We start from the raw sequence: 13,200 nt of genomic DNA, 5'->3' as shown, positions 1-13,200 counted from the left end.
TTTCGAGTTGGGGAGAGGAGTTGTCTTATTCGTGCACGGCTTGAAACCGACCTACCATTTTCGGCCCGAACGCAACTGGATGAACGACCCGAACGGTCCGATCCAGGCGGGCGGGGTGTATCACCTCTTTTATCAATACAATCCGAACGGGGATAAGTGGGGCGACATTCATTGGGGTCACGCCAAGAGTCTCGACCTCGTGCATTGGGAGCGGCTTCCGATGGCGCTCCATCCGTCGCCGGAGCGGGGCGAAGCGCACTGCTTCTCGGGCTGCGCCGTCATGCAGGACGGCCGTCCGGCGCTGATCTACACGAGCATCGGGCCGGAGCGCGGCTCCGAGTCGGGCGCCGAGCAATGGATCGCCTTCGGCGACGCGGACTGGACGAACTGGCGGAAGCCGGACGCCAACCCGGTGCTGGCCGGATCGATTCACGGGGACCTGACGATCAAGGAATGGCGGGACCCTTACGTCTGGCGGATGGACGGCGAGTGGTACATGGTGACCGGCGGATCGCTGGGCGGCGAAGGCTGCGTGACGATCTACCGTTCGCCCGACCTTCTCTCGTGGACGTTCCTGAACGTGCTGGCGAAGGGCGAAGGCAAGGTATGGGAATGCCCGAACTTCTTCCGCCTGGACGGCAAATGGGTGCTGACGTATTCGCCGCAAGGACGCGGCATTCCGTACCGGACCGGCACGCTGGCGGATGATTTCACGTTCGTGACGGAGACCGAGGGCATTCTCGATTACGGCCATTTGGACGGCTATTACGCGCCGACGTCGTTCGAGGACGAGCAGGGCCGGCGCATCATGTGGGGCTGGATGCCCGAGAGCGGACGGGGCGAGAGCGCGGCGATCGAAGGCTGGGCCGGCGTTCAGGCGGTGCCGCGCATCCTTCGCCTCGATCCGGAGACCGGCGAGCTGCTGATCCGGCCGATCCCGGAGCTGGAACGGCTCCGGGGCGAGCGGGCCGAGCTCGGTTCGGCCGAGCCGCTCGCCGGCGAGCGGGCGCTGCCCGTGTCCGGCAAGGCGATCGAGCTGGAGCTGACCGCCGAGACGGGGCCGGACGCGGCATGGGGCATCCGCTTCTTCCGTTCCCCGAACGGCGAAGAGGAGTGCGCGTTGGAATTCGACCGCGCGGCGGGCGTCGTGCGGCTCGTTCGCGAACGGATGAACGGCGACGCCGCGATGCACCGGTTTCCGCTGGAGGCGCCGCTGCCGGCGTCCGCGTCCGGGCGCTTCGAGATCCGGGTCTTCCTGGACCGTTCGACGGTGGAAGTGATCGTGAACGAGCGGACCGCGCTGTCCGGCCGCGTCTATCCGTTCCGCGAGGACAGCGAGGGGCTCGCCGTCTACGGGGACGGCGCGGCGGCGCTGCCCGTGCTGAACGCGTACCGGCTGGCGCCGGTGTGGAGCGAAGAGGATTAATCGGGCCATAAGGAGGCCTAAGCAGGCATAAGCAAGCGGCAGACCGGAGGCAGCGCTTCCGGTCTGCCGCTTTTTGCTTTGCTTAGGGCAGGCGTACGCGCTATTCCGTCCGAGGGGTCGGCATGGCCCCGGGAGCGCCTGCCTTCCGCAGCCAAGCCGCGGCCAGCAGGAGCAGCGGGAAGACGACGGCGTACAGCAAATAATAGGTGAACAAATACTTTTGCACCCATTCCATGTTCTCGATGACGTTGTGGAACAGCAGGGAATAGGCGGACAAGATCCAGATCAGCGGAAAGGCCACGACCTCCCGCCGCTTGACGCGGAACAGCTGGCAGATCGCGAGCACGGCGCAGTAGAACAGGATGCTCAGCTTCAGGCAGACGATGAACAGGACGTTGATGGCGAGGAACGTTTCCAGGTGCTCCAGGAAGCTGGCGAACTGCATTTCGCGGAACAGCATGAACACCGGGTAGATCAGGCGCGAGCTACGGTTGACCCCGAGGATGCCGATGTTCGCCAGCACGCTGAGCGCCAGGCTGAGGCCGCTCGCGGCGATGCCCAGGATGTACGAGGTGTTGAGCCGCTTCTGCACGTACGGAAACAGCATCATGAGCGCCACGGTCTCCATGAACGGGAAGGCGAAGGCGTAATTCGACCGGCCAATCGCGGCGGCGAACGACCCGATATGGCTTTCGTGAAAGTTCTGCCAATCCCACTGCCGGAGCGCGACGAGGATCGGCACCCAGTAGGCCAGATGCAAGTAGGGCGTCAGCAGCTCCGACACCATCGCGATGGAGGCGATGCCCTTGACGACGGCGTAGGCGCACGTGAACAGCACCATGATGCTGAAGAAGGCGACCGGCGTCTGCGGCATCATGTTGGTATGCAGGAAGTCGCCCAGATTCCGGGTGACCCAGGACGCGATCTGCACGAAGTACAGGACGTAGAACAGCGCGATGACTCCGCCGGCCCAGCGGCCGAGCGCGGCGACGGCGATTTCCACCAGGCTCTTGCCGGGATAGCGGCTGGACAAGTACAGCCACAGCAGCGCGAGCAGGATGCCGTAGGCCAGCGCGCCGAGGCAGACGAGCCAGGCGTACTGCTTGGCGTCGCCGATGACCGGGCCGGTCAGCACGATCCACGTCGTTCCCGTCGTGAAATAAAAGGTGACCAGGAACATCTGCCAGGCGCTCAGCCTTGCTTGCTCCACGTTCAGTTCCTCCCTTCGGACCGCAGCGGACCGTTCGTATTGCCGACGGAAGAGGTTTCGGACCGCATGTCGAACGTCACCTTCGCCGATTGCCAATTCTTTACGCCGTGATCCTGCAGGCCGAGCAGGTCCCAGCCCTTGTCCGCGCCGAGCCGGAACAGCGCGTCCGCTTTGCGCTCGAAATAGCGGTCGAACGCCTGCTCGACCTCCCGCATGTTGCGGATCGTCACGGCGGCCGACTGCTCGTTGTTGACGATTCGCAGATTCGCGCGCAGCCGGTACTCGGCGCCGCCGGCGCGGAAGCGGCGCTTGACCCGGATCCCGTCGGCTTCGACGTCCACGTTGCCGCCGCCTACCCGGAGCGTAACGAGGGAGCTCGTGACGTCCTTGTTCAGGATGAAATAGAATTCCTTCTCGTCGAAATCGATCTTCCCGACCATGCGCCCCTGCAGGAGCACGGCCCCTCCCGCGAACAGGAACGATTGCTTGCGGATGTTCACATCCTCCAGGCGGTCCGTGACATCCGCGGGACGCGGCGACGTATACCGGATCAGCGGGACGACCATCGCCTGCTTCCGGTACAAGCCGATGACGAGGTTTTTCACCCGGATGGGCTCCGGCGTGCCGAAGCCGTAACCGTTGTTCGACAGGTCGAGAAGCGACCGGATATAGCGCCCCGGCATCCGTTCGAGCGGCGAGAAGCTGTTCAGGATCGTCTCGACAGGGCTCTCCGCCACGAGGAAGAGGATGTTCGTCCGGCGGTCGGGACTCATTTCGACGTAATTGATCATGTCCTCGATGCCCTGCTTCGCGTACCGCTCCGAGAGGATGAGCACCTGCATGTGCGGCATGAACAGGCGCCGGGGCATCAGCGTCGTCGTCTGCTTGGTGAACCGGCCGAGGCTGTAATCCTCGAACTTGAACGTATAGACCGCGGCCTTGTCGGCGCCCGGCCGGTTGGAGAGCGAGCTCGGATTGATCACCTGGTAGTAGGCCGTGATCTTGCCCGTCTCGGGATCCTTGTCCGCGGCGCCGAGGTTGACGATGGCCAGCTCGTTGATTTCTTTCATATCCCAGCAGCCCGCGCAGAGCGGAAGGCAGAGCAGCAGGCAGAGAAGGACGGTTATCGGTTTCATGCGCTCACCTTGTGTTGTTTTTCGCCTTGAATTCCCGGGGCTGGCCGCGCATGAATTTTCGCGGCAGCCTGACGAGCGTGTCCTTGAAGTCGGACGGCATCATCGGCGCGAGCGGGGCCATGTAATGGACGCCGAACGACCGGATCGACACCAGGTGGATGAACAGGACGAAGACGCCGCAGAGCAGGCCGAACAAGCCCATGACCCCGGCCAGCAGCATGAACACGAACTGGACGATCCGCTGGGCGATGCCGAAGCCGTACATCGGCGAGATGTAATTGGAGATGGCGGTCAGCGACACGATGATGACCATGGCGGCCGTGACGAAGCCGGCTTCGACCGCCGCCTGCCCGATGACGAGCGCCCCGACGATCGAGATCGCCTGACCCGCGATGCGGGGCATGCGCAGGCCCGCCTCCCGCAGAATCTCGAAGGTGATGAACATGATCAGCGCTTCGATCACGGCGGGAAACGGCACCTCCTCGCGCTGCGCGGCGAGGCTGATGAGCAGCTGCGTCGGCAGCAGCTCTTGGTGGTAGCTGACGATCGCGATATACAGGGAAGGGACGAAGATGGACAGGACGAACGCGAACATGCGCAGCCAGCGCAGCAGCGTCGCGATATCCGCGCGCTGGTAATAGTCCTCCGGCGAGGAGAACAGCTGGAAGAACGTCAGCGGGCCGGCCAGCGCCATCGGCGAGCCGTCGACCAGCACGGCGACATGCCCCTCGAGGAGCTTGGCGGCGACGGCGTCCGGCCGCTCCGTGCTGGCCAGCTGCGGGAAGGGGGACAGCGTCTTGTCCTGAATCCATTCTTCGATATAAGCGCTTTCCAGGATGCCGTCCGTCCGCACCGCCTCGATCCGGCGGCGGAATTCCCCGACGACGGCGTCGTTGGCGACGTTGCTTAGGTACGCCATATAGACGTCCGTCGCCGTTTCCGTGCCGATGACGAAGGGCTCGAAGACCAGATGCGGGGTCTTCAGCCGCTTCCGGATCAGCGCCATGTTGACCTGCAGGTCCTCCACGAAGCCTTCCCGCGGGCCGCGGATGACGGCTTCCGTCTCGGGCTCCGCGACGGCGCGGTAATCGCTTCGGGCCACGTCGCAGCTCAAGAAGGCCGCCGTTTCCGCCGTCAGCAGCAGGCATTGGCCGTCCAGGAGGTTTTTGGCCGCTTCCCGGACGCCTCCGCCGAACGACTTCCGGGCGATCGGAATATAGTCGGACAGCCGTTCCGGGTCCAATGCCGGTTCGCCGGCCAGGCGCGTCCGCGCTTCCAGGAGCGGCTTCAGAATCTGCTCCTCGATCATGGCGCATTGCGTGATGGAGGCCAGGTACAAGCAGTAGACGGCCGTCTCGCCGCCGATCGGGACCGGCTGACAGTTGAAGTCCGGGGACGTGCCCAGTTCCTGCTTGAGCCGTTCCGCCGCTTGATCGCCCGCTTTCAACGCCGCCGCCCCCTTTTCCATGAAATGACTGTTTTCAGAATGCCCCGGCCTTGCTTCTTCTATGCGCGCGGGCTGCCGGGAAGCGCGAGAGGCGGGCTTCGGGCGTGCATGAAACCGGTGCTTCGGGCCCATCTTATCCGAGACGGAGGTGATTAGCATGACGGGCAGAAACAACAAGCCGAAGCGGAGAGGGCCGGAATCCCATCCGGGGCGGCTCGACCAATACGGCGAGAAGCTGGCCGAGGACAGCGGCACGAAGGCGATGCGGCCGAACAACGGCGGCAACGGCTAAGACGCGCGCAAACGAAAAAAGCCTCCCGTTAAGGGGAGGACGGCGGCCCTGCTCAGGGAACGGCCGACGCGGCAAGCCGCCTTCGCGATCGAAGGCGGCTTGTTCGCCGTGCGCGCGGTTCCGCGCGGTTATGGAGAAGAAGGAGAAGCAAGAGAAAGAGGAGCGCTACTCGCGAAGCAGCCGGCGGAGCAGCTCGTCCGTGACGACGACGTTCTCCGCGGGCACGCGGCCGATATGAAAGCGCGGAATCAGTTCGCGCGCCGGGACCGGCTCGTCCGTGTCGGCGAGCCCGCTGACATGCGCCAGCCAGCCGACGACCTGCTCGGGCGCGGCGCCGGCGTCCCGCAGGGCGGCGAGCGAAATGCCGCCGTGCCGCTTGGCGAGCCGCTTGCCGTCGGAGCCGAACAGCAGCGGAACGTGGGCGAAGCGGGGCGGCCTCAGGCCGAGCGCCTCGTAGAGCCGCAGCTGGCGCGGCGCGGAGTCGAGCAGGTCCGCGCCGCGCAGCACGTCGGTGATGCCCATCGCGGCGTCGTCGACGACGACCGCCAGCTGGTAGCTGATCATGCCGTCGGCCCGCTTGACGATGAAGTCGCCGCCCGCGCCCGGCGGGAACGCCTGCGGGCCCGCGACGGCATCGTCGAAGCGGACGGGCGCCGCGCCGACGGCGAACCGGAGCGACGGCTCCTTGCGCAGCCGCCGCTCCGCGCGCTCCGCCGGCGTCAGCGCGCGGCAGGTGCCCGGGTAGGCCGCGCCTTCGCTGCCGAGCCCGTGCGGCGCGCTCGCGACGGCGGCCAGATCGGCCCGGCTGCAGAAGCAGCTGTACAGCCGGCCGGCGCGCTCCAGCGCGGCGAGCGCTTCCTCGTAGCGGTCCAACCGTTCGCTCTGCGTGTAGGGACCGTACGGGCCGCCGACGTCCGGCCCTTCGTCCCAGTCCAGGCCGAGCCAGCGCAGGTCCGCCAGCGCCTGCTCGGCCAGCTCCGCGCGGGAGCGGGACGTGTCGACGTCCTCCGTGCGCATGAGGAACGTCCCCCCGGCGCTGCGCGTCTGCAGCCAGGCGAGCAGCGCGGTTCTGGCGTTGCCGACGTGCATGAGCCCCGAGGGCGTCGGGGCGAATCGTCCTCTCATCATGAGCGCGGCCTCCTTCGGATGCAAAAAATGAGCAGGGAGGCAAGCTCCTGCTCAGGTCGTTCGAACTATGAAATGGCGGAGCCGACGGGATTCGAACCCGCGGTCTCCTGCGTGACAGGCAGGCATGTTAGGCCTCTACACCACGGCTCCGCGTCGCAAGACAAGCAGTATCATATCATGGCGGCCGCGGAGGCGCAATAAAGTTTTCCAACTATCCAAATATAATGATACATTCTGTTTACTTCCTGCGATACGGTGGTAATACCTGGGTAGGACACCAGGCGCATACTCCGCTATCGATGATGGAACGACAAAACGACAATGGCGTCAATATTCGATGCCGCCCTCCGGAAAGGAGTTGTTTTTCGCGAAGTCCACGGAGATTCGACCGTTCGAGCTGCTCGACGTGATCGACGAAATCAACGGCACCCGGCAGGAGCTGAACCGCATGGAGCGGTCGTTCGCCGCCGTTAACGAGGACCTGCTTCGGCTGTCGGAAAAGCTCGATAAATTGATCGTGCGCTATTACGAGATCAAACGGGTCTTATAGCGCGTACTCGGCGCAAACACAAGAAAGGCAAGGGTTCCCGCGATCGCGGAGGTCCTTGCCTTTCTGCCGTTTTCCGGTTTGCCCGTTAATGCATCGATTGGTAGCCGTGCATCTGCTGCGGGTAGGGGTTCATGCCGAAGCTCTGAACCGGCTGCTGCAGGCTTTGGGAGCCCAGCTGCGTCATGGCGAGCTGCTCGGCCTGGCGGCAGAGCTCCGCTACGTGCTGGAGCTGCTGGATGGCCGTTTGGTGGCCCTGCAGCGCAGTTTGGATAATTTGCGCGGCGCGCTGCTCGCGCTGCGCCAGCTGTTCAAGCTGCTGCGCGTTTTGCTGCTCTTGCTGCAGCAGCATTTGATAGTTTTGACTGGCTTGATGGGTCTGGTTCACCAGCTGCTGGATGATTTGCTCGCACTGGTGCAGGGATTGGCTCCAAGACGCGTTCGTGAATTGCATGGGTGAATTTTCCTCCTTTGATTTAAACAACGGCCTTATTATGCCTGCCGGCGTTTCGGCTATTCCTCTGAGCGAAGGAAAAAATAAACGGAACAATCGTTCCGAAAAAACCTTGCTTTTCGTCTCGCAGTGGGTTACGATACGAACCAGGGGATGATCAACGATGGCAAGAAACAAAACGTTCAATATCGACGACGCGATCGAGAAGGCGATGCGCGTCTTTCGCGAGAAAGGCTACGAAGGCGCGTCGATGCAGGATCTCGTGGACGCGACCGGCCTAAGCCGGAGCAGCATTTACGAAACGTTCGGCAGCAAGAAGGATCTGTATCTCGTGGCGCTGGACCGTTACGGGGACCAGGCGCAGGACCTGACCGGGATCCTTTACGGGAAAGGGACGGCAAAGGAGCTGCTGCTTGCGTTCTTCGACAAGCTCATCGCGCATAACATGCCGCAGAGCTGCCTCATGGTCAGCGCTTCGCTCGAAATGTGCGGCCATCCCGAAGTGAAAAGCCGGGTTCAAGCCGAAGCGGCGGGCAGCGAGCGGGCCTTCTATCAGCTGCTTGCGCGGGCGGCTTCCAACGGGGAATTGAAGGGCAGGCCGGATTTGCGCGCTTTGGCCCAATTTCTTGTCAATGCGCGGCACGGCATTACGGTGTCGGCCGTAACCTCGGATCGTCAAGCGCTGGATAATATCGTGGCGGTGACGCTGCATTTTCTGCGCTGATTTTTTTTGCGCTTTTCCGGAACGATCATTCCCGATTTTGCGTAAGGCGGAACAAGTCACGCGAGGCTTTTTAGTGCATTGCATCAGCTCACTATTCAACCATCCATTCAACCTACAAGGAGAGATCGATAATGACGATGAAAACAAACGGTATGTTTACGGGCAAGGTCGCTTTCGTGACGGGAGGTTCCCGCGGCATCGGGGAGGCCATCGTAAGACGGCTCGCGGAAGAAGGCGCGGCCGTCGCGTTTACGTATGCCAGCGCGCAAGAAAAAGCGGATCGCCTTGCGAAGGACATCGAAGCGGGCGGCGGCCGGGCGCTGGCTCTTCGCGCCGACGGAGCCGACGGCGAGGCGGTCAAGCGCGCCGTCGCCGAGGCGGCGGCGAAGCTCGGCCGCGTCAACATCCTCGTCAACAACGCCGGCCTGCTCGACGTCAAGCCATACGATGCCTTCACGCTCGACGAGTTCGACCGGATGGTCGCCGTGAACGTCCGCGCCGTCTTCGCCGCCGTGCAAGCCGCCGCGCCGGAGATGGGCGAGGGCGACCGCATCATCACGATCGGCAGCGTGAACGCGGATGCCAGCGGCTTCGCCGGCATGAGCCTGTACAGCATGACGAAGGCCGCCGTGGCGGGGATGACCCGCGGCTTGGCGCGCGACCTGAGCCCAAGGGGCATTACCGTCAACAACGTGCAGCCGGGACCGGTCGATACCGACATGAATCCGGCGGAAGGGCCGTTCGCGGATTTCCTGAGGACGCTGATGGCGGGCGGCCGTTACGGCAAGCCGGCGGAGATCGCCGCGTTCGTCGCGTATCTCGCGTCGCCGGAAGCCGGTTATATCACGGGCGCGTCGCTCGACATCAACGGCGGCTTCATGATCTAAGGCCCGGCGGGAGGGGACGCGGCGCGCGGCTGCGCCGTCTCCGCCGCAGGACGAAAAAAGGGAAGCGCGCAGGCTCGAGCCTGCGGCTTCCCTTTTTTTCGTATCGCCATTCTTCGCTTCCGTTACTTGGCTTTCCGTTCCTTTGTTTCCCGATTCCGCCGCGCTCGAACTTACAGTTGAACGACCAGCCGTTTGGCTCCCGGCGCCGGCACGATCCGGACGCCTTCCGCGCCGGCGTCGGCTTGCCCGCCTTCGACGGAAGCGACCGCTTCGACGCCGCGGAGGAGCAGGCTCCAGCCTTCGGCGCCGCCGTCGACGTCGAGCGCGATCTCGCCGCCGCGCCGCGAAGCCGTCGCGGTCAAGGCCGTTTCGCCCGTCACGTCCGGCACGACGGCCGAAGCGGAAGCCCCGTCTTGAAGCGCGAACAGCTGCAGCGTCACGCCCGACGCGTAGTCGTAGTCCGGACGGCCGTCCTCGGCGCCGACCGGGATGAGCGAGTTTTCGCGCACGTAGAGCGGCAGGCTGAAGTAATCGAACGTTTCCTTGCGCCACGCGTCGCCCTCGATCCGCTCGCCGGTCAAGTAGTGCGTCCACGTGCCCGCCGGCACGTAATAGACCGATTCGCCATCGGGGTTGAAGATCGGCGCGACGAGGAACGAATCGCCGAGCATGTATTGGCGGTCCAGATAATCGCAAGCCGGGTCGCCGCCGAATTCCAGCACCATCGCGCGCATGACCGGCACGCCGAGCTTGTTCGCTTGCACCGACTGGCCGAACAGGTACGGCATCAGGCGCAGCTTGAGCTTCGTGAAATGGCGGAGAACGTCGACCGCTTCCTCGTCGAACAGCCAAGGCACCCGGTACGACGTGCTGCCGTGCAGGCGGCTGTGGCTGGACAGCAGGCCGAAGGCAACCCAGCGCTTGTACAGGTCCGGCGTCGCGCTCGCTTCGAACCCGCCGATGTCGTGGCTCCAGAAGCCGAAGCCGGACAAGCCGAGCGACAGGCCGCCGCGGAGGCTTTCCGCCATCGAATCGAACGTCGCTTCGCAGTCGCCGCCCCAATGGACGGGGAACTGCTGGCCGCCGGCGGTCGCGGAACGGGCGAACAGCGCGGCTTCGCCTTTGCCGCGTTTCTCTTCCAGCAGCTCGAAGACGACTTTATTGTAGAGCTGGGTGTAGTAATTGTGCATCTGGTGCGGATCGGAGCCGTCGTGGTAGACGACGTCGGTCGGGATGCGCTCGCCGAAGTCCGTCTTGAAGCTGTCGACGCCCATGTCCATCAGCGCGGCCAGCTTGCTCTTGTACCAGTCGCACGCCGCCGGGTTCGTGAAGTCGACGAGCCCCATGCCGTACTGCCACAGGTCCCATTGCCAGACGCTGCCGTCGGCGCGCTTCACCAGGTAACCGAGCGCCGCCGCTTCGTCGAACAGCGGGGAGCGCTGGGCGATGTAGCTGTTGATCCAGACGCAGATGTGCAGGCCTTTCGCTTTCAGGCGCTCCAGCATGCCGCGCGGATCCGGGAAGACGCGCTCGTCCCATTCGAAGTTGCACCATTCGTATTCCTTCATCCAGAAGCAGTCGAAATGGAACACCGCGAGCGGGATGTCGCGCTCGGCCATGCCGTCGACGAAGCTCGTGACCGTCGCTTCGTCGTAGTTGGTCGTGAACGACGTCGTCAGCCAGAGGCCGAACGACCAGGCCGGCGGCAGGGCGGGCTTGCCCGTCAGCGCGGTGTAGTTGGCCAGGACGTCCTTGAGCGTATCGCCGCCGATGACGAAGTATTCCAGCGATTCGCCGGCGACGCTGAACTGCGCCTTGGACACCTTCTCCGACGCGATCTCGTAGGAGACGAGCTCGGGATGGTTGACGAATACGCCGTAGCCGCGGTTCGTGACGTAGAACGGAACGTTCTTGTAGGCTTGCTCCGAAGCCGTGCCGCCGTCCTGGTTCCAGACGTCGACGGTTTGGCCGTTCTTCACGAACGGCGTGAAGCGTTCGCCCAGGCCGTACACGGTTTCGCCGATCGCGAGGTCGAGCTGCTCGCGGAAGTGATGGCGGCCGTCGGCCGCTTGGACGAAGCCGGTGGCGCGGGAGCCGCCGCGGGTCAGCTTGCGTCCTTTATACGTATAGACGATGTGGATCGGATGGGCCTTCGTGATCGTGACGGCCGCGTCGCCGCTCTTCAGCGTGACGGCGTCCGCCCCGTTCTCGATCTCGACGGGCGCGCGGTCCGGCGTCAGGAGCGGGAACGAAGCGGGACCCTGCCGGCGCGTTCCTTTATGATGGTAGAATTTCGCGCGGATGATATCCTTCATCGGCGACGAGAACTCCATCGTGATCAGGGGCGCGTTCAAGGTGTGGCCGCGGGTTTCCAAATGGCGGTGCGTCGCGTACACGGTGATGCCGTCGGTGCCGACGACGACGTCATGCACCTCGTATGGGGAAATGACCTCGTAGCCTTCGCGGGTCATCCAGTAGCCGTCGCTGAATTTCATCGTGATTCCATCCTCTCGTCGTATCGGAATGATTGCGTTTGCTAACAGTATACTGATTGAAATGCCGCTTCTCTTGCAGTATTATGCTCTATATTAATACGATTCTGATCATGAGGCGGCGATGGCATGGATAAGCGGCATTTACGGGAGGACCGCCGGCACGGGAGTCCCGACGTTCCCGTCGGCGTGTACCGGATGGCGCGGGCGGCCGGCGAGCCGATTCTGGACGCGCATTGGCACGAGGAGGCGGAGTTTCTGGCGGTGGAGAGCGGGGAGGCGGTGTTCCAAATCGGCCTGACCGCGTATCATGCCGCCGCGGGCGACGTGCTGTACATTCCGGGCGGCGAGCTGCACGGCGGCTACGCGCGCGGCGGCGCGGCCTGCTCGTACGGGGCGGTCGTGTTCCGCCCGGACTGGCTGACGAGCCCCGGTGACGGCGCCGCGCAGCGGCTGCTCGAGCCGATCCGGGCCGGGCGCGGGCTGCCGGTGCCCTTCGCGGGCGCCGTCCCCGGTCTCGCGCCGGCGCTCTTCCGCCATCTCGGCCCGCTGCTCGACCTGGAGCACGCGGACGATCCCGCGAAGCCGCTGCGGCTGAAGGGCGGCCTGTACCAGCTCTTCGCCGAGTACGCGTCCCGCGGCGCCTTCGTGGAAGGGCCGGCCCGTTCGCCGCTCGACGCGCAGACCCAGGATCGGCTGAAGGCGGTGCTGACGTACGTCGACGCCCATTACGCCCGGAAGCTGACCGTGCGCGAGCTGGCCGCCGAGGCGGGGATGAGCGAAGGCCACTTCTCGCGCGTGTTCAAATCGTTCATGCGCCAGACGCCCGTCGAATACGTCAACGCGCTGCGCATCCGGATCGCGGCGTCGCTGCTGGAGGACCGGAATATGTCCGTCAGCGAGGCGGCGCTCGAGGTCGGCTTCGACAATTTCAGCTACTTCTGCAACCGGTTCCGCGCGGTGTTCCGGTGCACGCCGTCCGAGTACCGGCATCGCCGGCGGGGGCAGGCGTGAGCGGACAGGGGCTGGATCTTCGGCGATCGGGTAATTCGGCTATCCGCGGAAGATCGTTTCGTTCGGCAAGTACCGTCTAGTCCCTTCATCGAACGAAGGATGGCTGCGCCGCGTCTCGACCTGCCGCCATGGGCATAGGCGGAGCGGCGCGCCTGCTTGCGCCGCAAGTCCCGCCGCGGCCGCGCGAGACTTGCCGAGACCTCCTCCCGACCCGGGAGCGGGGTCTTATTTTTGCGTCTCGCGTTTTCGCCGGCCGCTCCGCGGGGTAAAAGGGTATATTTGCGCGTGCGGCCAAGGCGGCTCCTTGCATTCCGATCGCCGCCGGCCGCATCGCCTACCACCGCACGGGGAGGGAACCCAAAATCGCGACTACGTTCTGGCAAATCCGCACCGGCATCCGAGACGCGGGGGAGTCGGCCTTCCGCGCGCTGAAAGCGCTTAAC

Annotated in this window: 12 protein-coding genes and 1 tRNA gene; 6 read left to right on the top strand and 7 right to left on the bottom strand. The window is 64.5% G+C overall.

All coding sequences use genetic code 11. From position 1 onward, the window contains the following. Nucleotides 1-31 precede the first annotated feature (31 nt). On the top strand, nucleotides 32-1,426 hold the full coding sequence (locus tag I8J29_RS16930; protein ID WP_208848716.1) for a glycoside hydrolase family 32 protein: 1,395 nt from the start codon (nucleotides 32-34) through the stop codon (nucleotides 1,424-1,426). Nucleotides 1,427-1,526: 100 nt separating this feature from the next. Here the strand turns inward: I8J29_RS16930 and I8J29_RS16925 are convergent, their stop codons facing one another. The 3 genes from I8J29_RS16925 to I8J29_RS16915 are packed head-to-tail and all read right to left on the bottom strand — an operon-like array spanning nucleotide 1,527 to nucleotide 5,219. Then, complete coding sequence (locus I8J29_RS16925; RefSeq protein WP_208848715.1) at nucleotides 1,527-2,636, bottom strand: GerAB/ArcD/ProY family transporter; 1,110 nt, start codon at nucleotides 2,634-2,636, stop codon at nucleotides 1,527-1,529. A 2-nt stretch (nucleotides 2,637-2,638) separates the two neighbouring features. Beyond that, nucleotides 2,639-3,772, bottom strand: a complete 1,134-nt coding sequence (locus I8J29_RS16920) for a Ger(x)C family spore germination protein (RefSeq protein ID WP_208848714.1) — start codon at nucleotides 3,770-3,772, stop codon at nucleotides 2,639-2,641. A 4-nt stretch (nucleotides 3,773-3,776) separates the two neighbouring features. Then, complete coding sequence (locus tag I8J29_RS16915) at nucleotides 3,777-5,219, bottom strand: spore germination protein (RefSeq protein WP_240546258.1); 1,443 nt, start codon at nucleotides 5,217-5,219, stop codon at nucleotides 3,777-3,779. A 157-nt stretch (nucleotides 5,220-5,376) separates the two neighbouring features. On the opposite strand from I8J29_RS16915, the gene I8J29_RS34230 reads away from it, so the two are divergent. Beyond that, the gene (locus I8J29_RS34230) at nucleotides 5,377-5,511 is read left to right on the top strand and encodes a hypothetical protein (RefSeq protein WP_276316295.1); all 135 of its coding nucleotides are present in this window, start codon (nucleotides 5,377-5,379) and stop codon (nucleotides 5,509-5,511) included. Nucleotides 5,512-5,676: 165 nt separating this feature from the next. Here I8J29_RS34230 and gluQRS read toward each other — a convergent pair whose 3' ends face one another. Together gluQRS and I8J29_RS16905 are read right to left on the bottom strand one after the other, a co-directional pair. After that, complete coding sequence (gene gluQRS, locus I8J29_RS16910) at nucleotides 5,677-6,639, bottom strand: tRNA glutamyl-Q(34) synthetase GluQRS (protein ID WP_208848712.1); 963 nt, start codon at nucleotides 6,637-6,639, stop codon at nucleotides 5,677-5,679. 73 nt (nucleotides 6,640-6,712) lie between these two features. Then, nucleotides 6,713-6,789: transfer RNA gene (locus I8J29_RS16905), tRNA-Asp, on the bottom strand. Nucleotides 6,790-6,976: 187 nt separating this feature from the next. Here I8J29_RS16905 and I8J29_RS16900 point away from each other — a divergent pair. Further along, the gene (locus tag I8J29_RS16900) at nucleotides 6,977-7,189 is read left to right on the top strand and encodes an aspartyl-phosphate phosphatase Spo0E family protein (protein WP_090640361.1); all 213 of its coding nucleotides are present in this window, start codon (nucleotides 6,977-6,979) and stop codon (nucleotides 7,187-7,189) included. An 85-nt stretch (nucleotides 7,190-7,274) separates the two neighbouring features. On the opposite strand, the gene I8J29_RS16895 is transcribed toward I8J29_RS16900, so the two are convergent. Then, nucleotides 7,275-7,640: a hypothetical protein gene (locus I8J29_RS16895; protein ID WP_240546257.1), complete on the bottom strand. Its 366-nt coding sequence runs from the start codon at nucleotides 7,638-7,640 to the stop codon at nucleotides 7,275-7,277. A 163-nt stretch (nucleotides 7,641-7,803) separates the two neighbouring features. Here I8J29_RS16895 and I8J29_RS16890 point away from each other — a divergent pair, with 163 nt between their 5' ends. Beyond that, entirely contained in the window at nucleotides 7,804-8,364 is a 561-nt protein-coding gene (locus tag I8J29_RS16890) for a TetR/AcrR family transcriptional regulator (protein ID WP_208848711.1), read from the top strand. A gap of 131 nt (nucleotides 8,365-8,495) precedes the next feature. Beyond that, complete coding sequence (locus I8J29_RS16885) at nucleotides 8,496-9,251, top strand: 3-oxoacyl-ACP reductase family protein (RefSeq protein WP_208848710.1); 756 nt, start codon at nucleotides 8,496-8,498, stop codon at nucleotides 9,249-9,251. Between the two features lie 170 nt (nucleotides 9,252-9,421). On the opposite strand, the gene yicI is transcribed toward I8J29_RS16885, so the two are convergent. Next, nucleotides 9,422-11,746 (bottom strand): alpha-xylosidase, encoded by a 2,325-nt coding sequence (gene yicI, locus I8J29_RS16880; RefSeq protein ID WP_208848709.1) that lies wholly within the window; start codon nucleotides 11,744-11,746, stop codon nucleotides 9,422-9,424. A 126-nt stretch (nucleotides 11,747-11,872) separates the two neighbouring features. Here yicI and I8J29_RS16875 point away from each other — a divergent pair, with 126 nt between their 5' ends. Continuing rightward, nucleotides 11,873-12,757, top strand: coding sequence for an AraC family transcriptional regulator (locus I8J29_RS16875; protein WP_208848708.1), 885 nt, complete (start codon nucleotides 11,873-11,875; stop codon nucleotides 12,755-12,757). Nucleotides 12,758-13,200 lie beyond the last annotated feature (443 nt).

The sequence above is a fragment of the Paenibacillus artemisiicola genome, from assembly GCF_017652985.1.
GTDB classification, from domain to species: Bacteria; Bacillota; Bacilli; order Paenibacillales; family Paenibacillaceae; genus Paenibacillus_Z; species Paenibacillus_Z artemisiicola.
Note: the sequence above shows the minus strand (reverse complement) of the source record. Positions and strands in the feature narration are given on the sequence as shown.

Excerpts from the sequence above, each read along its gene's own strand:
- I8J29_RS16920 (WP_208848714.1), bottom strand. The coding sequence starts at position 3,772 with ATGAAACCGATAACCGTCCTTCTCTGCCTGCTGCTCTGCCTTCCGCTC.
- I8J29_RS34230 (WP_276316295.1), top strand. The coding sequence starts at position 5,377 with ATGACGGGCAGAAACAACAAGCCGAAGCGGAGAGGGCCGGAATCCCAT.
- gluQRS (WP_208848712.1), bottom strand. The coding sequence starts at position 6,639 with ATGATGAGAGGACGATTCGCCCCGACGCCCTCGGGGCTCATGCACGTC.
- I8J29_RS16900 (WP_090640361.1), top strand. The coding sequence starts at position 6,977 with ATGCCGCCCTCCGGAAAGGAGTTGTTTTTCGCGAAGTCCACGGAGATT.
- I8J29_RS16895 (WP_240546257.1), bottom strand. The coding sequence starts at position 7,640 with ATGCAATTCACGAACGCGTCTTGGAGCCAATCCCTGCACCAGTGCGAG.
- I8J29_RS16890 (WP_208848711.1), top strand. The coding sequence starts at position 7,804 with ATGGCAAGAAACAAAACGTTCAATATCGACGACGCGATCGAGAAGGCG.
- I8J29_RS16885 (WP_208848710.1), top strand. The coding sequence starts at position 8,496 with ATGACGATGAAAACAAACGGTATGTTTACGGGCAAGGTCGCTTTCGTG.
- yicI (WP_208848709.1), bottom strand. The coding sequence starts at position 11,746 with ATGAAATTCAGCGACGGCTACTGGATGACCCGCGAAGGCTACGAGGTC.
- I8J29_RS16875 (WP_208848708.1), top strand. The coding sequence starts at position 11,873 with ATGGATAAGCGGCATTTACGGGAGGACCGCCGGCACGGGAGTCCCGAC.